The organism is Pseudomonas sp. AM14(2022) (genome assembly GCF_036346455.1).
GTDB classification, from domain to species: domain Bacteria; phylum Pseudomonadota; class Gammaproteobacteria; order Pseudomonadales; family Pseudomonadaceae; genus Aquipseudomonas; species Aquipseudomonas putida_A.
The window spans coordinates 227,104-248,448 of record NZ_JAOTNY010000005.1 but is presented as its reverse complement, the minus strand read 5'-3'; the positions used below and the strand labels follow the sequence as shown (position 1 = coordinate 248,448).

The 21,345-nt window shown below is 61.5% G+C and carries 15 protein-coding genes and 1 pseudogene; 4 read left to right on the top strand and 12 right to left on the bottom strand.

Annotated features, from left to right (window positions below):
* Nucleotides 1-50 precede the first annotated feature (50 nt).
* The 5 genes from V3W27_RS13045 to hutC form a co-directional block, all read right to left on the bottom strand.
* Entirely contained in the window at nucleotides 51-1,019 is a 969-nt protein-coding gene (locus V3W27_RS13045; protein ID WP_134785230.1) for an ABC transporter substrate-binding protein, read from the bottom strand.
* A gap of 69 nt (nucleotides 1,020-1,088) precedes the next feature.
* Entirely contained in the window at nucleotides 1,089-2,561 is a 1,473-nt protein-coding gene (locus V3W27_RS13040) for a purine-cytosine permease family protein (RefSeq protein WP_103368322.1), read from the bottom strand.
* Nucleotides 2,562-2,735: 174 nt separating this feature from the next.
* On the bottom strand, nucleotides 2,736-4,418 hold the full coding sequence (hutU, locus tag V3W27_RS13035; protein WP_330206762.1) for a urocanate hydratase: 1,683 nt from the start codon (nucleotides 4,416-4,418) through the stop codon (nucleotides 2,736-2,738).
* Between the two features lie 479 nt (nucleotides 4,419-4,897).
* Nucleotides 4,898-5,467: a HutD/Ves family protein gene (locus V3W27_RS13030; RefSeq protein WP_330206761.1), complete on the bottom strand. Its 570-nt coding sequence runs from the start codon at nucleotides 5,465-5,467 to the stop codon at nucleotides 4,898-4,900.
* Nucleotides 5,464-6,132: a histidine utilization repressor gene (hutC, locus tag V3W27_RS13025; protein ID WP_230679353.1), complete on the bottom strand. Its 669-nt coding sequence runs from the start codon at nucleotides 6,130-6,132 to the stop codon at nucleotides 5,464-5,466. Before hutC ends, V3W27_RS13030 begins: the two co-directional genes overlap by 4 nt.
* Nucleotides 6,133-6,320: 188 nt before the next feature.
* Here hutC and V3W27_RS13020 point away from each other — a divergent pair, with 188 nt between their 5' ends.
* On the top strand, nucleotides 6,321-7,685 hold the full coding sequence (locus V3W27_RS13020; protein ID WP_330206760.1) for a formimidoylglutamate deiminase: 1,365 nt from the start codon (nucleotides 6,321-6,323) through the stop codon (nucleotides 7,683-7,685).
* 120 nt (nucleotides 7,686-7,805) lie between these two features.
* On the opposite strand, the gene V3W27_RS13015 is transcribed toward V3W27_RS13020, so the two are convergent.
* On the bottom strand, nucleotides 7,806-8,375 hold the full coding sequence (locus tag V3W27_RS13015; protein WP_096794672.1) for a lipocalin family protein: 570 nt from the start codon (nucleotides 8,373-8,375) through the stop codon (nucleotides 7,806-7,808).
* A 31-nt stretch (nucleotides 8,376-8,406) separates the two neighbouring features.
* Entirely contained in the window at nucleotides 8,407-8,661 is a 255-nt protein-coding gene (locus tag V3W27_RS13010; RefSeq protein ID WP_003220802.1) for a hypothetical protein, read from the bottom strand.
* A gap of 282 nt (nucleotides 8,662-8,943) precedes the next feature.
* Between V3W27_RS13010 and V3W27_RS28170 the strand changes: the two are divergent.
* Nucleotides 8,944-9,978, top strand: a pseudogene (locus V3W27_RS28170) (cache domain-containing sensor histidine kinase); the annotation flags it as partial.
* Between the two features lie 93 nt (nucleotides 9,979-10,071).
* Nucleotides 10,072-10,836 (top strand): methyl-accepting chemotaxis protein, encoded by a 765-nt coding sequence (locus V3W27_RS28165; protein WP_371260421.1) that lies wholly within the window; start codon nucleotides 10,072-10,074, stop codon nucleotides 10,834-10,836.
* Between the two features lie 134 nt (nucleotides 10,837-10,970).
* On the opposite strand, the gene V3W27_RS13000 is transcribed toward V3W27_RS28165, so the two are convergent.
* From V3W27_RS13000 to V3W27_RS12980, 5 genes are all read right to left on the bottom strand, one after another.
* Complete coding sequence (locus tag V3W27_RS13000; RefSeq protein WP_115985293.1) at nucleotides 10,971-11,573, bottom strand: DUF924 family protein; 603 nt, start codon at nucleotides 11,571-11,573, stop codon at nucleotides 10,971-10,973.
* Between the two features lie 3 nt (nucleotides 11,574-11,576).
* Entirely contained in the window at nucleotides 11,577-12,587 is a 1,011-nt protein-coding gene (locus tag V3W27_RS12995) for a class 1 fructose-bisphosphatase (RefSeq protein ID WP_007961744.1), read from the bottom strand.
* Nucleotides 12,588-12,915: 328 nt separating this feature from the next.
* On the bottom strand, nucleotides 12,916-14,280 hold the full coding sequence (locus V3W27_RS12990) for a DUF3999 domain-containing protein (protein ID WP_247269366.1): 1,365 nt from the start codon (nucleotides 14,278-14,280) through the stop codon (nucleotides 12,916-12,918).
* Nucleotides 14,277-17,873 carry a DUF2339 domain-containing protein gene (locus tag V3W27_RS12985; protein WP_330206759.1) on the bottom strand — a complete coding sequence of 1,199 codons (3,597 nt, stop codon included), beginning with the start codon at nucleotides 17,871-17,873 and terminating at the stop codon, nucleotides 14,277-14,279. The genes V3W27_RS12990 and V3W27_RS12985 overlap by 4 nt, the downstream gene beginning before the upstream one ends.
* 255 nt (nucleotides 17,874-18,128) lie before the next feature.
* Entirely contained in the window at nucleotides 18,129-20,579 is a 2,451-nt protein-coding gene (locus V3W27_RS12980; RefSeq protein ID WP_027611270.1) for a glycogen/starch/alpha-glucan phosphorylase, read from the bottom strand.
* 259 nt (nucleotides 20,580-20,838) lie between these two features.
* On the opposite strand from V3W27_RS12980, the gene V3W27_RS12975 reads away from it, so the two are divergent.
* Complete coding sequence (locus tag V3W27_RS12975; protein WP_007961740.1) at nucleotides 20,839-21,276, top strand: YkgJ family cysteine cluster protein; 438 nt, start codon at nucleotides 20,839-20,841, stop codon at nucleotides 21,274-21,276.
* The last annotated feature ends 69 nt before the right edge of the window (nucleotides 21,277-21,345 follow it).

Here is a 21,345-nt window from a genome sequence, read left to right as displayed (position 1 = left end):
TTTACGGCATATCTCCCGGCCAGCCTCACGGTTGACCGGGAGGTATCGACCTACAGCGCCGCGTCGATTTTCTTGGCTGCGTCGTCACTGACCCACGCATGCCAGACTTCAGGATGTTCCTTGAGGAAGATTTTCGCCAGTTTTGGCGACTCGATACGTTCCTTCGCCATGCGGCCCAGGTTTTGGTTCAGCAGGTCGATCGGCAGGTTGACCTTTTCCAGCACGGCCACCAGTTCCGGCGCTTGTTCGTGGAAGGTTTTCGACAGGCCGACCTTGATGCTCACGCTTTTGTCGACGCCCGGTTTTTCTTCCAGCTTGACCGCGTCGATCTGGCCCATCAGCGGGGTTGGTGACCAGTAATAGAACAGGATCGGCTCGCCACGCTTGTAGCTCGACAGCACCGCCGCATCCAGGGCCGGGCCGGTGCCCGGGCGGAAGTTGGTGTAGCTGTTTTCCAGGCCGTAGCTTTTGAGCATTTCGCTGTTGTCCAGCTCGCAGGTCCAGCCCGCCGGGCAGTTGTAGAAACGGCCCTTGGACGGCTCTTCGGCGTCTTTGAAAACGGCCGCGTATTTGCCCAGATCGGCGATGTTTTTCAGATCCGGGGCTTTTGCCTCGATCTTGCGTTTGGCGTCGCCTTCGATCACGTAGCGCGGCACGTACCAGCCTTCGATCGCGCCGACGATCGGGGCGCCGACACCGACGACCTTGCCGGCCTTCTCGGCCTTGTTCCAGACCTCGCTGCGGCCGACCCATTCTTCGGCGAACACTTGAATGTCGTTGCTGCTCAGGGCGTTCTCCATGGTGATGGAATTGCCCGGCAGGCTGTCGGTCTTGCAGTCGTAACCTTTCTCCAGCACCACTTGCAGCACGTCGGTCAGCAGCATGCCGCTTTCCCAGTTCAGACCGGCGAATTTCACCGGTTTGCCGGACTCGCACCAGCCGGCTGCCTGAGTGGCACCGGCACTGGCCAACAGGCCCATGGACAGCAGTGTGGTGAGCAGGGTCTTGTTCGATTTCATTGTTGCGACGCTCCTAATCATGAATTGGCTTACGGCAGTCAAGAGGCATCCAGCCCTGTCCACGTCCAATCAGGCCTGCGCCGCAGCGCGCCCGGCCCCACTTTTTTCAGGTGGTACAACGCTGTTCTGCTCGACCGGCAGAATCAGTTGATCAGGCACCGAGCCGTGCCATTTTTTTGCGCACACGTAATAGAGGGCAGCAGGTAGCACCAGACCGATGATCCAGGAGATATCCACGTCACCGAGGGCGGCCACCAGCGGGCCGGTGTAGAACTTGGTGGAGATGAACGGCAGTTGCACCAGCACGCCGAACACATAGACGCTGATCCCGAGCAGGTTCCAGCGCCCATAGCGACCGTTCGGATCGGCCAGCGCCGGCACGTCATAGCGCTCGCGGGTGATGCAGTAGTAGTCGACCAGGTTGATCGCGCTCCATGGCGTGAAGAACGCCAGCAGGAACAGGATGAACGACTTGAACGCACCGAGGAACGAGTGCTGACCGAGCAAGGCGATCAGGGTTGCCGCGCCGACGATCACCAGCACGAACACCAGACGCTGCATACGCGTAACGGTCAGGTGCCCTTTGAAACCACTGATGATGGTGGCGATGCACATGAAGCTGCCGTAGGAGTTCAGCGTCGAAATGGTCACCTTGCCGAAGGCGATGCTGAAGTACAGCAGCGCGGCGGTGGCACCGGTGCCGCCCAGACCGACGATGTAGGCCACTTCATGCCCGGCGAACTGGCCGTTGGCCGAAGCTGCCGCGAACACGCCGAGGACCATCGCCACCTGCGCGCCGATGACCGAACCTGCGCCAGCGGCAAAGAAGGTTTTCACCGAGGAAATCTTGCTCGGCAGGTAACGCGAATAGTCCGCCACATAAGGGCCGAACGCGATCTGCCAGGACGCCGCGAGCGACACCGCCAGCAGGAAGCTGCTCCAGCTGAAGTGACGGATCTGCAACAGTGCGCCCACGTCCACCTGGCTCAGCAGACGGCTGAACAGATACACAAAGGCAATCACGCCGATGACACTGGCAACCCGGCCGATCCAGTGGATCACCCGATAACCGAGCACCGTGACCACCACGATGACACTGGCGAACAGCAGGATGCCAACCGTGTCGCTGACGCCAAACAACTGGCCCAGCGCCTGCCCGGAAAGCACCGTACCGGTGGCGGTGAAACCCAGGTACATCAGGCACACCAGCACGATCGGGATCGCCGCGCCGTAGACGCCGAATTGCACGCGGCTGGAAATCATCTGCGGCAGGCCCAGTTTCGGCCCTTGCGCCGCATGCAGCGCCATCACGCCACCGCCCAGCAGTTGACCGATCAACAGACCGATCAACGACCAGAACACATCACCGCCCAGCACCACGGCCAGGGCCCCGGTGACAATCGCAGTGATTTGCAGATTCGCACCCATCCACAGAGTGAACTGGCTCAACAGACGACCGTGTCTTTCCGCTTCCGGGATGTAGTCGATCGAACGCCTTTCGATCAACGGTTTGTTGCCTGCACGATCGGGGGTTACAGCCATGATTCAACCTCTGTGGATTGTTATTCGAGTTCACTGAGCGTCTTGCGCGGGCGGCTTTTGGTGGGAGCGGGCTTGCTCGCGAAGGGGCCGGCACATTCGAAACATGTGCTGACTGATCCAACGCGTTCGTGAGCAAGCCCACTCCCACCAAAAGCATTTCCCACAGAATTGCGTTTATTTACCGGTAATCATCGGCAGGTTCAGCCCCTGCTCCTTGGAGCAGTCGATAGCGATCTGGTAACCGGCATCGGCGTGACGCATGACACCGGTCGCCGGGTCGTTGTGCAGCACGCGCGCAATACGCTCGGCCGCTTCGTCAGTACCGTCGCAGACAATCACCATGCCCGAGTGCTGCGAGAAGCCCATGCCCACACCACCGCCGTGGTGCAGGGAAACCCAAGTCGCGCCGCTCGCGGTGTTCAGCAGAGCGTTGAGCAGTGGCCAGTCGGACACGGCGTCGGAACCGTCCTGCATCGATTCGGTTTCGCGGTTCGGGCTGGCAACGGAGCCGGAGTCGAGGTGGTCGCGACCGATCACGATCGGTGCCGACAGCTCGCCGCTGCGCACCATTTCGTTGAACGCCAGACCGAGCTTGGCGCGCAGGCCCAGACCGACCCAGCAGATACGTGCCGGCAGCCCCTGGAAGCTGATGCGCTCGCGGGCCATGTCCAGCCAGTTGTGCAGGTGCGCGTCGTCCGGGATCAGCTCTTTGACTTTGGCGTCGGTTTTGTAGATGTCCTGCGGATCACCCGACAGCGCCGCCCAGCGGAACGGACCGATGCCACGGCAGAACAGTGGGCGGATGTAGGCCGGTACAAAGCCTGGGAAGTCGAACGCGTTCTCCACGCCTTCTTCTTGCGCCATCTGACGGATGTTGTTGCCGTAGTCGAAGGTCGGAATGCCTTGCTTCTGGAAGTCCAGCATCGCTTTGACGTGGACGGCCATCGACTGCTTGGCGGCCTTGATCACAGCGGCCGGCTCGGTCTTGGCGCGGGCGCGGTATTCGTCCCAGGTCCAGCCCGCCGGCAGGTAGCCGTTGAGTGGGTCGTGGGCGCTGGTCTGGTCGGTGACCATGTCCGGGCGCACACCGCGCTTGACCAGTTCCGGCAGAATTTCTGCCGCGTTGCCCAGCAGCGCGATCGAGATCGCCTTGCCTTCAGCGGTGTATTTGGCGATGCGCGCCAGGGCGTCGTCGAGGTCTTTGGCTTGCTCGTCGACATAACGGCTTTTCAGGCGGAAATCGATGCTCACCTGCTGGCATTCGATGTTCAGCGAGCAGGCACCGGCCAGGGTAGCGGCCAGTGGCTGAGCACCGCCCATGCCACCCAGACCTGCGGTCAGCACCCACTTGCCTTTGAGGTTGTCGTTGTAGTGCTGGCGACCAGCTTCGACGAAGGTTTCGTAGGTGCCCTGAACGATGCCCTGGCTGCCGATGTAGATCCAGCTGCCGGCGGTCATCTGGCCGTACATGGCCAGGCCTTTGGCGTCGAGTTCGTTGAAGTGTTCCCAGCTCGCCCAGTGCGGCACCAGGTTGGAGTTGGCGATCAATACGCGCGGGGCGTTGCTGTGGGTCTTGAACACGCCGACCGGTTTGCCCGATTGCACCAGCAGGGTCTCGTCGTCGTTCAGATTGGTCAGGCTTTCGACGATTTTGTCGTAGCACTCCCAATTACGCGCCGCGCGACCGATGCCACCGTAGACCACCAGCTCTTTCGGATTCTCGGCCACTTCCGGATCGAGGTTGTTCATCAGCATGCGCAGCGGCGCTTCGGTCAGCCAGCTCTTGGCGGTCAGCTTGTTGCCGCGTGCAGCGCGGATCTCGACGTCACGGTATTTAGTAGGTTTTGTGTCAGTCACGAAAAAGACTCCTCAGCGATCAATTCAAACCAACCCTGGCAGTGGGCAAGCAGCCTGCGCGCCTCAATGCGCGACAAGCGAATCAGTGGACGCTGCGGACTCATACGCATACGTCTTTACTTGTACATACAAGCATATGCAATCAAGCGGCCAACTTGCTGGAGGGGCGTTCAAGAAAAATTGCGGACAGGGCTGCAGAGCGCCTGAGACAAGGGTTGCGGCGTGAATGAAAATTTTTGCGGAGGTGTATGAGGGAAGTGTGCAGCTGTTACGAAAGTGTGGTTTTGCGCCACGCTGGGGCGTTCGGTAACAAGTTGGTGCGCCGAGGGAAACAGGATTGAAATGCAATTGTGGCGAGGGAGCTTGCTCCCGCTGGAGGCCGAAGGACTCCCATTCCGGCATTTACCGAAATGGCGCCGCTTCGCAGCCCAGCGGGAGCAAGCTCCCTCGCCAGAATGTGTTTTATATGAGCAGAAGGATCAGCGCGCAGTCAGCTCAATCACGCAGCAGCCCGCATTGACCGCCACTTCAACCAGCCCGGTGTTACTGTCCAGTTGCAGACAATCATGCCGACCCAGCTGCGCAGTGCTGTCACCGACCTGCACTTGCAGCAGCTCACTGACACTGAACACCAGCACCGTCGTCGCCGAGCTGAAAAACCGCTGCTCGCCATCCAGCCACTGCAACCGCGCGCTGTACCGCTGCGGCGCGTAGATCAGGTTGAAGTCGCGGATCGCGCCGCCGAGCAAGGTGCAGGACACCTGGCTTTCGCCGCTGAACGCAAACGGATCCAGCGGTAACAATGGGCGTGTGTCATCACCATCGACGCACAGGGTCATGCCATCGCCCTGCAGTACCGTGATCACCCGCTGGTAACCGGCAAAGGTCGAGAAACCACCGGACTCGGCAATGTCGGCAATCGACAGGCGCCAGCCGAAACCATCGAGGCCGGCACCCGCATCACGGGTAATCTCCTCGGTGCTGCCGCCGCCGTTTTTCCACGGCATGCGCGGGTAGCCTTCAGCGCGTAAAACCTTTACCTGACTCATTTATGAAAGCGTCCTTCCAGACGATGACGGGAACCTGGGTGAATCAAACGCGCGGCGGTCACCGGCTGCCGTCCCGACCACGTGCGGCGACGGATCAGCAGGCAAGGCTCGCCTTTTTCGATCTGCAGCAATTTGCACTCGGACGGCTCGGCGAGGATCGCCTCGACGACGTGCTCGCCTTCGGTCAGTGGCGCGACCTGGTTGAGATAGGCGTAAGGGGTCTGCAGGGTGAAGTCCTGCTTGAGGTATTCCGGGGCGACCAGTGCGTTGACGAAACGGTCTTCGATTTGCACCGGAATGTCGTTTTCGTAATGCACGATCAGCGAGTGGAAGACCTTCTGCCCTTCGCGCATGTCCAGCGCCAGCGCGCGCTCGGAACCGGCGGCCTCTTCTTCGAGGGTGATCACCTGGCAGGTGTGGCGATGGCCACGGGAGGCGATTTCGTCGGCGATGTTGTGCACTTCGAACAGCGCGGACTGGCTCTTCGGTTCAGCGACAAACGTACCGACACCTTGCATGCGCACCAGCAGGCCGTCGGCGGTCATCTCGCGCAGGGCGCGGTTGATGGTCATGCGGCTGAAACCGAGCTGGCTGACCAGTTCGCTTTCCGATGGCACGCGGTAGTGCGGTGGCCAGTTACCGCTGTCGATCTGCTGGGTGATCATCTGTTTGACGCGGGCGTACAAGGGCGCCGGACTGTCGCCCAGGTTCGCGGCCAACGGAGAGACTGGAGGCGGAGTCGGCACGGTTGATCCCTGTTCATTGGATGAAGGTTGCTAGCTTGCCGGAGTTTACCGGGCAGGCAAACGTCTGTATATGTATATACAAATAACACACGATGGGGTGCTGAACCATGTCCGCTTTCTTTGCCGAACGCGCGCTGCTGCCTAACGGATGGGCCAACAATGTACGTCTTGAGGTCAGCGCCGATGGCGTGCTGACCCAGATTCAGGCCGATTCCACCGCAGACGGCGCCGAACGGCTGAGCGGTCCGCTGCTGCCGGGCATGCCCAATCTGCACTCCCACGCCTTCCAGCGCGCGATGGCCGGGCTGGCGGAAGTGGCTGGTAATCCCAACGACAGTTTCTGGACCTGGCGTGACTTGATGTATCGCCTCGTCGGAAAAATCAGCCCGGAGCAGCTCGGCGTGATCGCCCGTCAGCTGTACATCGAAATGCTCAAGGCCGGTTACACCTCGGTTGCTGAATTCCACTACGTGCACCACGACAACAACGGTCAGCCGTATGCCGATCCGGCCGAACTGGCACTGCGCATCAGTCAGGCAGCGAGCGAAAGCGGCATCGGTCTGACCCTGCTGCCGGTGCTCTACAGCCATTCCGGATTCGGCGGCCAGACGCCCAATGATGGGCAGCGCCGCTTCATCAACAGCACCGAAAATTACCTGAGTCTGCAATCGCGCTTGCAGCCATTACTGGCTCAGCAAAAAGCGCAATCACTGGGTCTGTGCTTCCACTCGCTGCGCGCGGTCACCCCGCAGCAGATCAGCGAAGTGCTGGCCGCCAGCGACAAGCAGTGCCCGGTGCACATTCACATCGCCGAACAACAGAAGGAAGTCGATGACTGCCTGAGCTGGAGCGGTCGCCGTCCGCTGCAATGGCTCTACGAAAATACCGAAGTCGATCAGCGCTGGTGCCTGGTTCACGCGACCCACGCCAACCCGGAAGAAGTCACGCTGATGGCCAAAAGTCGCGCCATCGCCGGACTGTGCCTGACCACTGAAGCGAATCTGGGCGACGGGATTTTCCCGGCGGTGGATTTCCTCGCCCAGGGCGGACGCATGGGCATCGGTTCCGACAGCCATGTCTCGCTCAGCGTGGTCGAGGAATTGCGCTGGCTGGAATACGGCCAGCGTCTGCGTGATCAACGGCGTAACCGTTTGTATGGCGCGGATCAGCCGATGGTCGGACGCACATTGTATGACGCAGCGCTGGACGGCGGCGCCCAGGCTTTGGGGCAGCCAATTGGCGCGCTGCAAGTCGGCAAGCGTGCCGACTGGATCGTGCTCGATGGGAATGATCCGTATCTGGCGACGGCCAGCGGCGACGGGATCTTGAATCGCTGGCTGTTCGCTGGCGGCGATCGCCAGGTGCGCGATGTGCTGGTCAATGGTCAGTGGGTGGTGCGCGATGGCCGGCACGCGGGCGAAGAGGAAAGCGCACGCGCCTTCACCCAGGTTCTGCGCGAACTTTTAGGCTGACACAAAACAAAAATGTGGGAGCGAGCCTGCTCGCGAAAGCGGTGTATCAGCAACATTTTTGTTAACTGACACGCCCTCTTCGCGAGCAGGCTCGCTCCCACATTTGATTTGTGGTGACCTTTAGTTCGAAGTCTTGGCCATCTGCCGATCCGACGCCCGCCAGATCAGTCGCGTGGTGTCGTAACCCTGCTGACGGGCCTTGCTCAGCAGCTCCTCACGCACCACACCGTTGACGGTCGGCGTGCGCGACAGCAACCACATGTACTTGCGACTCGGGTCGCCGACGATGGCGGTCTTGTAGTCGTCGCTGACGTACAACACCCAGTATTCGCCTTTCGCCACACCCGGAATCAAGCGCGAGAACCAGGTATCGAACTCGACCCACAACTTGTCGGTCTTGCCCGGCACCTGTGGATAAGCCTTGCCTTTGGCTTCTTCCCACTGCCAGTCGGAGGTCAGGCAGCGATTGAGCACATCGACATTGCCGTCCGGTCTGAGCGAGTAATGGGCTTCGGACTGCGCGCAGTTGCGCTGGAAGTACATCGGCAGGCGCGCCAGTTCATACCAGGTGCCCTGATAACGCTTGAGATTGACACTGTGAGCCGTCTTGGGCGCCAGCGGATCTTCACCGTGGGTGGCGCAGCCGGCCAGTACCAGGCCGGCAAAAAGGACGAACAATAACCGCTTCATTATTTTTCTCCCGTGGGCGCATAGCCCCGGTTTACTTCAGGCCTTGGCCGGAAAACATCAGCACTTTGTCACCGGCGTACTGCACGCTGATAAAGCTGTTTTTATCGCCCCAGGTGCAACTGGACATGCCGAGCGCGCCCGAACAGTCGGTGGGTTTGCCGAGCAGCGTCTCAACCTCGGCCTTGGCCATGCCGGCCGAAAGCTTGGAATAGTTTTCCTGATTGACCTTGCTGCACGCGGCCAACAGCACGCAAAAAGTCAGAAGGGCGATAGATCGCAGCGACATGAAGTAACTCCTGGAGCGGAAGGGGGATGGCATGGTGCCAACCAGAAGCTTAGAAGAGAAAACCCTCATCTGGTTCCCTTCAGAAAGGGCTATTTATCGCTCCGCTCGTCTGGCATTTACCGGTAAATCAGACACTTTGTGCGGCTATTGAGCATTTCGTCGCATTTCATCAAAGACGCCTAATCTTTGGCGCGCGGCGGTCGAAATAAGAGCAGCGCAAAGCCCCCGAGTGTGGCAAATTGCCGCCCTTTCTCGACCAGCCCCTTCGCGGTAGTTCATTCGATGACCAGAAACATGAAATTCAGCCACAAGATCTTGTTGGCTGCCGCCCTAGTGGTGGCCGTTGCGTTCGCCTGTTTCATTTTGTTCAACGACTATCGACAACGCGAAGCCCTGAACAGCAGTACCGAAGCCTCGATGCAGGAACTGGGCAGCCTGACCACCAGCAACATCCAGACCTGGCTGGAAAGCCGCATCCAGTTGCTGCAATCGCTGTCGCAGCAGGTCGCCGCCGACGGCAGCGCCCCGGCCAGCCTCAAGCGCATCATCGACCTGCCCGCCTACACCGGCAATTTCCAGCTCAGCTACTTCGGCGGCGCTGACGGTGTGATGTTCTCGGTACCCGCCGGCAATCGCGCGCCGGACTACGACCCGCGCGCCCGAGGCTGGTACAAGGCAGCCAACAGCGCCCAACAGACCATCGTCACCGAACCCTACATCGCCGCCTCGTCGGGCAAACTGGTGATCACCGTCGCCACCCCGGTGCAGCGTCAGGGTCAGATGATCGGTGTGGCCGGCGCGGACATCGACCTGACCAGCGTCAGCGCGATCATCAACTCGCTCAACTTTGGTGGCCACGGCCATGCGTTCATCGTCAGCGCCGATGGCAAGATTCTGATTCACCCGGACAGCAAACTGGTTCTGAAAACCCTCGCCGAGGCTTATCCAAACGGCGCACCGAAAGTCAGCCCGGGCCTGAAAGAAGTCGAATTCGACGGCAAGACTCAACTGATCTCGTTCACCCGCGTTAACGGCGTGCCATCGGCCGACTGGTACGTGGCGCTGGTGCTGGACAAAGACACCGCGTTCTCGATGCTCAGCGAATTCCGCACCTCGGCGCTGATCGCCATGGTGATCGCCGTGGTGATCATCATCGCCCTGCTCGGCATGCTGATCCGCGTGCTGATGCAACCGCTGCTGACCATGGGCCGCGCCATGCACGACATCGCCGAAGGTGAAGGCGACCTGACCAAACGCCTGGTGATCCACGGCCACGACGAATTTGGCGCGCTGGGTCTGTCGTTCAACCGCTTCGTCGAACGTATTCACACTTCGATCCGCGAGGTGTCCTCGGCCACCGGCCAGGTTAACGAAGTCGCCCTGCGCGTGGTTGCCGCGTCGAACTCGTCGATGTACAACTCCGACCAGCAGGCCAGTCGCACCAACAGTGTGGCCGCGGCGATCAACCAGCTCGGCGCCGCCGCTCAGGAAATCGCTCAGAACGCCGCCCTCGCCTCGCAGCACTCCAGCGATGCGCGCAGCCTGGCGGTCGACGGCCAGCAGGTTGTGGATAAAACCATCCACGCGATGCAGCAGTTGTCGGCAAAAATCAGCGACTCCTGCGGCAACATCGAAACCCTCAACAGCAACACGGTGAACATCGGGCAGATTCTGGAAGTGATCACCAGCATCTCGCAGCAGACCAACCTGCTGGCGCTAAACGCTGCCATCGAAGCGGCCCGCGCCGGTGAGGCTGGCCGTGGTTTCGCCGTGGTCGCTGACGAGGTGCGCAACCTCGCCCACCGCACTCAGGATTCGGCGCAGCAAGTGCAGAAGATGATCGAAGAACTGCAGGTCGGCGCACGCCAGGCAGTCAGCATCATGACCGAGAGCCAGCGCGAGAGCGAAAGCAGCGTCGGCATCGCCAACCAGGCCGGCGAACGCCTGGGCAGCGTGACCCAGCGCATCGGCGAAATCGACGGCATGAACCAGTCGGTGGCTACCGCGACTGAGGAGCAGACGGCTGTGGTCGAATCGATCAACGTCGACATCAACGAGATCAATACGCTGAACCAGGAAGGTGTCGAGAACCTGCAGGCGACCTTGCGCGCTTGCTCGGATCTGGAGCAACAGGCGGCGCGCTTGAAGCAGTTGGTAGGCAGCTTCAGGATCTAAGGCGCGGCCACTGGCCTCTTCGCGAGCAAGCCCGCTCCCACAGGGATCTTCGGTGTTAACACAATGTGTGTTCCACCATGAGGCACTGTGGGAGCGGGCTTGCTCGCGAAGACGGCAGCAGCCTTAACGCAAGTTTAGAATCGGGAACCTGGCCCGGCGAGAAACTCAAGTTCTTCCGCCGTCGACTCCCGCCCCAACACCGCATTGCGATGCGGAAACCGTCCAAACCGCGCAATCACTTTCTGATGCCGCTCGGCATAGTCCAGATTGTCGGCAAACACCGCCCGCTCGGCTTCCGGCTGTTCAGCCAGCAGATCGATAAAGCGCGAAACGGCTTCGTTCTGCACCGCGAGGTTTTCGCAGTGTTCGAACACCAGATAAATGAATACCCGCTGAATCGGCTTCAGTTGCCGGTCGAAGTCCGCCGCAATGCCTTGGGCGACGAGTTTCTGCGCGCGCAGATCACCGGAAAACGCTTTGGGAGTGTCGCGAAAGATCATTCGCGGCAATTGATCGAGCAGCAACACCACCGCCAACCAACCTTCCGGACGTTGCGTCCACTCGGTCAATTCGCCGGCGAGGGCCTGATCGACAAAGACCCCGAAACGCTCACGCGCTTCGAGGTCCTGGCTGTCTTTCTTGCCGAACCACAACTTGCCCTTGTCAGCCGCAATCTCGTCCGGTGATTCGGCATGTCCGAACCACCAATCGAGCAACGGCTGCCAGGGCGCAGTCATGGTTTATTCCTTGTGGTAAGCCGTGGCGCGGGCGACTTCTTCTTTTGAGCCGAGGAACACCGCTACGCGCTGGTGCAGGCCTTCCGGCTGGATGTCGAGGATACGCTGGTGACCGTCGGTGGACGCGCCGCCGGCCTGTTCCACCAGGAACGACATCGGGTTGGCTTCGTACATCAGACGCAGTTTGCCCGGCTTGGATGGCTCACGGCTGTCGCGTGGGTACATGAACAGACCGCCACGGGTCAGGATACGGTGCACATCGGCCACCATCGCCGCGACCCAGCGCATGTTGTAGTTCTTCTTCAGCGGGCCTTCTTCGCCGGCCAGCAGTTCGCTGACGTAGCGTTGCACCGGTGCTTCCCAGTGGCGCTGGTTGGACATGTTGATCGCGAATTCCTGGGTGGTTTCAGGAATGGTGATGTCTTCGTGGGTCAGTACGAAGCTGCCCATTTCGCGGTCCAGGGTGAAGCCTTTGACGCCGTCGCCCAGGGTCAGCACCAGCATGGTCTGCGGGCCGTAGATCGCGTAACCGGCGGCAACCTGCTGGGTGCCTGGCTGCAGGAAGGCTTTTTCGTTCAGCGGCTCGTTCTGGCTCAGGTATTCGTTCGGGCAACGCAGTACCGAGAAGATGGTGCCAACCGGAGCGTTGATGTCGATGTTCGACGAGCCGTCCAGTGGGTCGAATACCAACAGGTAGGCGCCTTTCGGGTATTTGCCCGGGATCTGGTAGGCATTGTCCATTTCTTCGGACGCCATGCCGGCCAGGTGACCGCCCCATTCGTTGGCTTCGAGCAGGATTTCGTTCGACAGCACGTCGAGTTTCTTCTGCACTTCGCCTTGGACGTTTTCAGTGCCCATGCTGCCCAGAACACCACCCAGGGCGCCTTTGGACACGGCGTGGCTGATTTCTTTGCAGGCACGCGCCACCACTTCGATCAGGAAGCGCAGATCGGCAGGAGTGTTATTGCTGCGGGTCTGCTCAATCAAATAGCGACTCAGGGTAACGCGGGACATGGACGGCTCCGGTGGAATGGGGGGCTAAAAACCCGCGCAGTTTACAGGGAGTCTGAAAACGTAGCGAGCGATGACGCCCGGTAACGTGCATTGGGGCGCAATTGCTTGTATCAGACGTGATCGGGTCGAGAGAGTTCAGGTACCGGATTGAGCGTAGTTCGAAACGGGACGGGTGGTGCGTGGCGCAAACGTCCGGACAGAAATCTTTGTCGGCTGACCGGACGCCTTCGCGAGCAAGCCCGCTCCCACAGTGATCGCATCCATCAGGGCTACTCGGTCAACTGTGGGAGCGGGCTTGCTCGCGAATGGCGCGCAGCGCCAGCCATTCTCAGGAATTGGTCGGCGGCTTGCGCAACAGGCTCGCCGCCATCGCCCCGAGGAACACCACACTCACCAGCAACACCGCCCACAGGCCGATTTTCTTCCAGTTGGTCTCGGCTACTGCCGCCGTAGTCGCCGGCGCAGCCTGAGTGGCAACCACCTCACCCTGCACCGTCGCCTTGCCCAGCGTCGCGAGCTTCTGCGGTTTGAAATCCGGAATCAGCGTGCTCAGCGGCAAGTTCGCGGTTTTCACCGTCGGATTGCCCAGCGCCAGGCTGTAAGGCCCGTCACCCCGTGCGAGGAAAATCACCTGGGTCGCCCGCACCGCGTACTTCAGGCTCGGTGCCTGCTCACCCAGACCGCCGCCGCGCTCGTCCACGCTCAGTTTCAACTGCTGCACAGTTTGCCCGTACAACTGCAATTCGTTTTGCACCACGTCCTGACCGTTCTGGGTCAGGCGATACAGCAAACCGTTGCTCAACGTCTGCCACGGCAGGCTGCTTTCGCGCCGGCCCGCGAGTGTGACCGGAGCCAGACTGTTCGGTTGTTTCAGCTCGACTTGCACCCGCTCGACATTCAGGCCCATCGGCAATTGCCAGATGTACTCACCGGACTTGGTGCTGTTGCCCGCCAGCGCTTGCGACCAGACCAACGGCAGCGGCACGTTACGCGGATCGCTGCTTTTCAGTTGAGCGGACGTGAGGATTGGCGCCGAGGTTGGCGCATCCCACAGCAGACGCAGATAGCGCGCCGATTGCCCCGGCAGCGCCACCTCATGCTGCTCGATGCGCTCGTCGGAAAAGGTCAGCCGTGCCACCTGCCCCTCGCCCCACGCCTGCCAATGCTGCAAATCATCACTGGCCTCGATGCTGAAACGCTGGAAGCCGTCGCGCTCGCTGGTCCAGTCGAGAATCAACTGCTGCAGCGGCGCCTTGATCGCACTGGCATCGAGCAGCCAGCCACGCAGCACTTCTTCACCAGCCTCCAGCTGAGTCGACGGTTGCACTTCCACCAGTGTGCCGGTGGTGGTCGATTGCACGCGCACGTTCGGCGCACGCTCACTGGCATCGGCGGCGTTGTACAGCGGGAACCACTTCACCTCATGCAACTGACCGTCGTCGCGAGTCTGCGCCGATTCCCGGGCCAGGGCGTAGGCCTGTGGTTCGCCGGCGGCGTTGAACACGCGCAGGTCGCTGAGATCGGTCTGGCGGGCCTGCAATTGTGCGCTCAGCGGCAGGTCGAGGCGATACCACGGGCCGTTGCCGCTCACCGTCAGCGGCACCTGCGTGGCGAAGTCCGCCGGTTTTTCCTGCGCGCCAGCAGCCATCACCACGCCCAGCGCCAACCACCCCAGATTCAGCATGCGACTCAAGATGAAACTCCTTCGGTATCCGGCACGGGTTTGTCCGCCACCGGTTCGGCTTCGACACGTTTCGGTGGCAGCGGTGCGAAATAGCCCACCACCAGCAGCAACACGCCGACGCCGATAAACGAGACGATCCGGGCCAGTCCGCCACGGTTGCTCAATTCGACAAAAATCAGCTTTGCCACCACCAGCGCAATCAACGCCGCGCCGATCAGCCACACTTCGCGCCGGTGACGCAGGTGTCCGCCGATCATCAGCCCCAACGCCATCAGGGTCCAGACGATGGACAACCCGGCCTGCACCAGCATCGATTCGAGCAGCAGATCCAGCTCGAACGGAATGCCCACCCAATGGTGCGCAGCGCGGGTCACCAGCGCGGTGCAGAAAGCGAACAGCGAAACCCCGGCGACCAGTTGTGTGGCGTACTCGGCGTAATCCTTGCGCAGGGCAAACTGCGTCACCGCATGGCGCGACCACACGTACACCCCGAACAGGGCGAACAGCAGGCCCAATTCCAGCGGGTTGATCAGCGGCACGTACGGCAGCGGTTCGGCGTTACCGTCGCTAACGCCGTTGGCCAGCCAGAACCACGCCAGCATCAGCACTGCCAGCGGCGCGGCGGCGTACAAACGATATTCCCGCGGGAACGCTGCCACCGGCCACGGCCAGTTGCGCGGAGCCGCCGCCAACAGCAGATACAGGCTCGGCAGTATCGCCCAGCCCAGCCAGCGCCAGGCGTTGTATTGCTCGGACAACAGCAGCAGACCGTAGCGCAGCTCCAGCGCCAGTACGCCGATCAGCAGCCAGCAACCCAGCACGTGCGCCGTGCTCAAGGCGCGTGCCAGTAGCATCGGCGCCAGACGCCGCAGGCTGAAGAAATGCACGGCGAACACCAATACCCACGCCAGCCAACCAAAATTCGCCGCTGGGTGATAACGCGCATGCCACGCCGCCAGCAACACCAGCCCCGCCGCCGGAATCAGCAAGGTGCAGAGCAGGCCCAGCGCCGGCCATTTCAGGCGCAGCGCCAACAGCGTCCACAGCGCCACACTCAGCGCAGCAACCAGCAGCAATAGCGGCGCCTGCAGACTCAACGGCGCAAAACGCAGCACCTCACTGACCCACGCCAACGCCCACCAACCGGCGCCCCACACCAGCAGCACTTCAGACAGGCGTTGCAAACTCAGCGCATCGAAGGCCGAGGCGTGATTGCCCAATTGCAGGCGCCAGGCACCGACCAGCGCGGCCAGCCCCAGCACCAGCGGCGTCCAGAAGCCGCCATGGGCCAACGGCCGCAGACCTTCGCTGGACAGCGGCCCGAGCAGCTCGGGGCCGGCCAACAAGAATGCCGCGCCACCGATCAACTGCAACAACAGGCCGAAAACAAAACTGACGCGCTGCTTGAGGTACAGGCTCAGCCAGATGATCAGCAGACCGCTCGCCGCCCACACCGCACTTGCGGTTTGCCACGGCAGCACGAACAGCACCGCCAGATTGATCAGCACCAACCCCGCCAGCAACACCACCGACAAGCCGCGCAGCAGCCGCACATCGCCGCGCACCATCTCGTCGCGCGCCGCCAGCAGCATCCCGCCGATCAATGCCAGACCGATCACGGATGCGCTGAGCAAACCGCTCCACCCGGCGCTGAACACGGCCGCCGAATCCTCACCTGCACCTTGCAGACGCAACAGGAACAACGCACCACCGAGCAACTGCACAGTGAACGCGGTGAACAGGAACGTGCGCGATTGCAGGCGCAGACCGACGAACAAGGTCACCAATCCGGCCAAGGCCCAACTGATCGCTGTCAGCTGAACAAAGAAAAACAACGGCGCCAGCAAATACAGGAACGTCAGGCCCAGTGCCGCCAGCACCGGCAAACCCTGGCGCTCCCACGGCGAAGCCTGTTCCGCCGAGGCTTTGCGCAATTGATAGAAACTGAACAGCAGCGCGATGCCGAGCATCAACGCCCCCAGCGGTGCGCCGTCGAGCAGGCTGCTTTCGCCAACCCGCAACTGACTGAGAAAGGCCAGCGCCGACCCCAGTTGCAGCAGCAGGGCAAACGCTCGGGCGAACGGCCGATGCTGACGCAGGCCGAGCCAGAAAATCCCCGCGCCCTCCACTGCCCACGCCGCCGAAGTCCAGCGCGCATCGAGGCCCAGCGGGATCGCCAGACTGGCGAAAATCACCCCCAGCGCCAGACAGGTTTCACCCAGCAACAAGGCGCGGCCGCCCATCAACACCCGGGCCAGGCCCATGTAGATCACGCCCAGTGCGAGTGCGCTGAACGCAGCGGCGAACTCCAGGTGCTGCACCAGCGCAAACTGCAGACCGAAGCCCACGATCGGCGGGCCGAACAGCATCGTGCCGTCGACGTAGTCGCCCTTGCGCGCCGACCAGTGCAGCAGCGCCTCGCGATCGCCGTCTGCTGGCGCATCGGGCATGTCGAGCAACTTGCGTCGGGCGAACAACAGGCCGATGCCCAGGTACATCAGGAAGAACAGAATCAGGAACGGCTCGGTGCTCCACAGCAACTCGGGCGCATAGGAGCGCAGGCCCCAGGCGAAGCCGATACCGAACGTGCCGACGAACCCGATCAGGTTAAGCAGGCGCCAGGCCTTGAACCAGGCAATGGCGAGAATGCCGGCATTGAGCAACGCGAAATAGCTGAACAGCGCGACATGGTTGCCCTCCCCGGTCGAGGTCAGGATCGGCGCGGCGAAACCGCCCAATGCTGCAGCCGCCGCCAGCCCCAGCGCATCCTGAGTGATGGCGAGAATCGCCGAGAACACCGTGACCGCCACCAGCAACCCCAGCGCGGCGGACGGATCGAGCAACGGATGCAGACGCATCGCCGCAAACACCGCCAGGTACAGCACAGCGATCCCGGTGCCCTGCAGAATCAGCGCATAACTGCTGTTGCGCGTACGCAGCCACCAGCCCAGTGCCAGCAGGGCCAACGCCGCCGCCGCGACGCCGGCATAACGCAGTTCGATCGGCACCACCATGCCCTCGGTGGCGTAGCGCAGCAGGAACGCCAGACCGAAAAACAGCAGCACCACACCAACCCGCAGCACGGTGTTGCCACCGAACAGCCAGTCACGCGCAGCGCTGATGCCACGCTCGATCAGGTTCGGGCCACGAGGTTCGGCAGGCTGTGCCGGCGCTGCTGGCTCGTCGGTAACAGCATCCAGACGCCAGACATCCGCCGGCAGCGGCTGGCTGGTTTCGCTGGCAACGGTAGACATCGGTTCGAGTTCGGGTGGCAGTTCCCAGACCAGATCCGGCGTGGGGGAGGATGATTGTTCGGCGACGATGATCGGCTCAACGATGGCGTCCGGCATCGGCGCCACGCTCGGCGGCGTGCTGCGCAAGCTGGCACCTTCAAGCAGAAACAGACGCTGCTCGACGGCTTGCAGGGCGACCTTGGCCTGTTCCAGTTGACGCTGTTGGTCGGTGGCCTGCGAGCCAAGCCGGGCGATGCGTAGCGTTTGCCCGATCGCAAGCCCGAGCAGTGCACCAAGCAGCGCGGCACTGAACGACTCATCGAGCAGCCAGCCGAGCAGCAGCCCGATCAACATGAACATCCATTGCATGGTCGATATCCCTAAGCAGCCCCAAGGCGGGGCAATCCCGACAGTTGCTTCAGTCTAGGCACAAACCCTTGTAGGAGTGAGCCTGCTCGCGATAGCGATTTGTCAGTCAACGAAGCTGTTGAATGTGACGGCGCTATCGCGAGCAGGCTCACTCCTACATTGGATCAGTGGTGACTGAACAGCCCGGTAACCGGCGCTCAGTATATCGATCCGGCCCAACAATCGTTGGGCCTTACGCACATTTGTTGCAGAAAATCACTCCAGTGCCTTCCAGATATCCGTGGCGTACTCGCGAATCGTCCGGTCGGACGAGAACCAGCCCATCCGCGCCGTGTTGAGCACCGCCGAACGCCACCAGTTGTTGGCGTCGTGCCAGTGCGCATCGACGCGTTTTTGCGCTTCCCAATAGGAATCGAAGTCAGCGCAGACCAGGAAGCGATCGTAGTCCACCAGCGAATCGATCAGCCCGGTGTAGCGCGACGTGTCATCCGGCGAGAACACACCACTGCGGATCGCTTGCAGCACGTCGCTCAAACGATGCGACGCGGCGATGTCCGGTGCAGCGCTGAACTCGTGGTTCTGCTTGCGCGCTTCAACCTGCTGCGCGCTGAGGCCGAAGATGAACATGTGCTCGGCGCCGATGCGCTCGCACATTTCCACGTTGGCACCGTCGAGGGTGCCGATGGTCAGCGCACCGTTGAGGCCGAACTTCATGTTACTGGTGCCCGAGGCTTCGAACCCGGCCGTGGAAATCTGCTCGGACAAGTCCGCCGCAGGAATGATGCTTTCCGCCAAGCTGACGTTGTAGTTGGGCAGGAACACCACTTTCAGCAAACCACGCACTGTCGGGTCGTTGTTCACTACCCGGGCGATGTCGTTGGTCAGCTTGATGATCAGTTTGGCCTGGTGATAACTGGCCGCCGCTTTACCGGCGAAGATTTTCACCCGAGGTACCCAGTCGACTTCCGGCTCGGCACGAATTGCCTGATACAGCGCCACGGTGTGCATCAGGTTGAGCAACTGGCGCTTGTATTCGTGGATCCGTTTGACCTGCACGTCGAACATCGCCGCCGGATTGACCGCGATCCCCAGCCGCTCGTGAATCAGATAGGCCAAGGCCTTTTTGCTGTGCAGGCGCTGTTCGGCGAAGGCTTTGCGGAAGGCGGGTTGCTCGGCGAACGGTTCGAGGTCGAGCAAGCGTTCTTCCGGGTTATCCAGCACTTCCGGACCGAGGGAGTCGACCAGCATCGAGGTCAGTTCGGAGTTGGCCTGGAACAGCCAGCGGCGGAAGGTGATGCCGTTGGTTTTGTTGTTGATCCGCTCCGGATAGAGTTTGTGCAGTTCGGCGAACACGGTCTTGCGCATCAACTGCGTGTGCAGCCCGGATACGCCGTTGACGCTGTGCGAACCGAGGAACGCGAGGTTGCCCATGCGCACTCGGCGACCGTTGTCTTCCTCGATCAGCGACACCGCGCGCAGCACGTCGAAATCGTGAATGCCTTTGGCGCGCAGCGAGTCGATGTGCTGGGCGTTGATCAGATAAATGATCTGCATGTGCCGCGGCAGCATGCGTTCCATCAGGCCGACCGGCCAGGTTTCCAGCGCTTCGGGCAACAGCGTGTGGTTGGTGTACGACAGGGTGTCGACGGTGACTTGCCACGCCGCATCCCAGGCCACGTCGTAGACGTCGACCAGTTGCCGCATTAATTCAGCAACGGCAATCGAAGGGTGGGTGTCGTTGAGCTGGATCGCCGCGTGATCGCCCAGGGTCAGCACCGAGGTATGCATGTTGCGATGACGACGCAGCAGATCCTGCAAGGAAGCGGCGACGAAGAAGTATTCCTGGCGCAGGCGCAGTTCCTGCCCGGCCTCAGTGCTGTCGGCCGGATAAAGCACGCGGGAAATACTTTCAGCGCGGGCGACTTCGGCGACGGCACCCAAGTGGTCACCGGCGTTGAAACGCTCCAGGTGCAGATCTTCCATGGCGCGCGCACGCCACAGGCGCAAGGTGTTGACGCTCGCCCCGCGCCAGCCGACCACCGGCGTGTCGTAGGCAATCGCGCGTACGGTTTCCGCTGGTGACCAGACCTGTTTGGTCTTGCCGCTGGCATCGGTGACGGTTTCGACGCTGCCGCCGAAGCCGATCGAGTACACCACTTCCGGACGTTCGAACTCCCACGGGTTGCCGAAATCCAGCCAGTGCTCGGTCTGTTCCTGCTGCCAGCCATCGACGATGGCCTGCCGGAACAGCCCATGCTCGTAGCGAATGCCGTAGCCGTGTCCGGCGATGCCGAGGGTCGACATGCTTTCCATGAAGCACGCCGCCAGACGTCCAAGGCCGCCGTTGCCGAGTGCCGCGTCAGGTTCCAGCAGACGGATGCGTTCGAGATCGACGCCCAGTTCGGTCAGCGCTTCACGCGCGACGTCGAGCAGGCCGAGATTGCTCAGGCTGTCGTAGAGCAAACGACCGATGAGAAATTCCAGCGAGAGGTAATACACCCGTTTCTGGCCTTTGCGGTAGATCTGCCGGGTGTGGTCCATCCAGTGTTCGACCATGTGGTCGCGCGCCGCCAGGGCAATGGCTTCGAACCAGTCATGGTCGAAAGCGTGATCCGGGTCTTTACCCACTGCATAGGTGAGCTTGGTCAGGACGGCATCGCGGAATGCGGCCACCTCTGCTTCGCGAACTAGTGGTTCTTGAGTCATCGATAGGACCTCGAGCGAGCGGGGAATTGTCTGAGCCTAGACGGTCTGACCGACGGTAGAGGCGCAGGTTCGGCAGTTTTTCCGAAGTCGGTGAGATAGCCCGGCATTAGCTTGGCGAGCGGGCTAATGAATGCAGGGGCCGTGCCGGACTGAATGGCACTTGCACGCCATTCGCAAAAATCTGGCGAAAGGTTGTTCAAAAATCCACCAGTCCCGGTATGATCGCGCGCCCTGATGCACACACGCCTGGTAACCCCCGATGATGAAGCCCAACCTGATTGCCGCCGCCGAGATCGATCGTCTCGATACGTGGGCCAAATATTCGGCCCCGATGTGCGGCTCTTGTGTCTCCAGCTGCTGCACCCTGCCGGTCGAGGTCAAGATCAAGGACCTGGTACGCATCGGCGTGGTCGACGAGTTCGAACTGGGTGATCCGCCGAAGAACATCGCCAAGCGTCTGCAAAAGGAAGGGCTGGTCGAGCGCTTCAACCAGAAGTCGGGGATCTTCACCCTGCAGCGCATGAGCAACAACGATTGCTACTACCTGGATCGTAAGAGCCGCCTGTGCACCATTTATGACAAGCGCCCGGACACTTGCCGCAACCACCCGAAGATCGGCCCGCGGCCGGGGTATTGCGCGTACAAGCCGAAAGAAGTCGAGCGGGTGCAGAATTCGCGGTCGATCGAGAAGTTCTGACCTTTCCTGAAATTTGCGGCGGCTGATCCGCCGCCTTCGCGAGCAGGCTCGCTCCCACATTGGAATGCG

Bases quoted from the DNA above. Each gene is read 5' to 3' on its own strand.
- V3W27_RS13045 (WP_134785230.1), bottom strand. From the start codon at position 1,019: ATGAAATCGAACAAGACCCTGCTCACCACACTGCTGTCCATGGGCCTG.
- V3W27_RS13040 (WP_103368322.1), bottom strand. From the start codon at position 2,561: ATGGCTGTAACCCCCGATCGTGCAGGCAACAAACCGTTGATCGAAAGG.
- V3W27_RS13030 (WP_330206761.1), bottom strand. From the start codon at position 5,467: ATGAGTCAGGTAAAGGTTTTACGCGCTGAAGGCTACCCGCGCATGCCG.
- hutC (WP_230679353.1), bottom strand. From the start codon at position 6,132: ATGATCACCCAGCAGATCGACAGCGGTAACTGGCCACCGCACTACCGC.
- V3W27_RS13020 (WP_330206760.1), top strand. From the start codon at position 6,321: ATGTCCGCTTTCTTTGCCGAACGCGCGCTGCTGCCTAACGGATGGGCC.
- V3W27_RS13015 (WP_096794672.1), bottom strand. From the start codon at position 8,375: ATGAAGCGGTTATTGTTCGTCCTTTTTGCCGGCCTGGTACTGGCCGGC.
- V3W27_RS13010 (WP_003220802.1), bottom strand. From the start codon at position 8,661: ATGTCGCTGCGATCTATCGCCCTTCTGACTTTTTGCGTGCTGTTGGCC.
- V3W27_RS28165 (WP_371260421.1), top strand. From the start codon at position 10,072: ATGTACAACTCCGACCAGCAGGCCAGTCGCACCAACAGTGTGGCCGCG.
- V3W27_RS13000 (WP_115985293.1), bottom strand. From the start codon at position 11,573: ATGACTGCGCCCTGGCAGCCGTTGCTCGATTGGTGGTTCGGACATGCC.
- V3W27_RS12995 (WP_007961744.1), bottom strand. From the start codon at position 12,587: ATGTCCCGCGTTACCCTGAGTCGCTATTTGATTGAGCAGACCCGCAGC.
- V3W27_RS12985 (WP_330206759.1), bottom strand. From the start codon at position 17,873: ATGCAATGGATGTTCATGTTGATCGGGCTGCTGCTCGGCTGGCTGCTC.
- V3W27_RS12980 (WP_027611270.1), bottom strand. From the start codon at position 20,579: ATGACTCAAGAACCACTAGTTCGCGAAGCAGAGGTGGCCGCATTCCGC.
- V3W27_RS12975 (WP_007961740.1), top strand. From the start codon at position 20,839: ATGATGAAGCCCAACCTGATTGCCGCCGCCGAGATCGATCGTCTCGAT.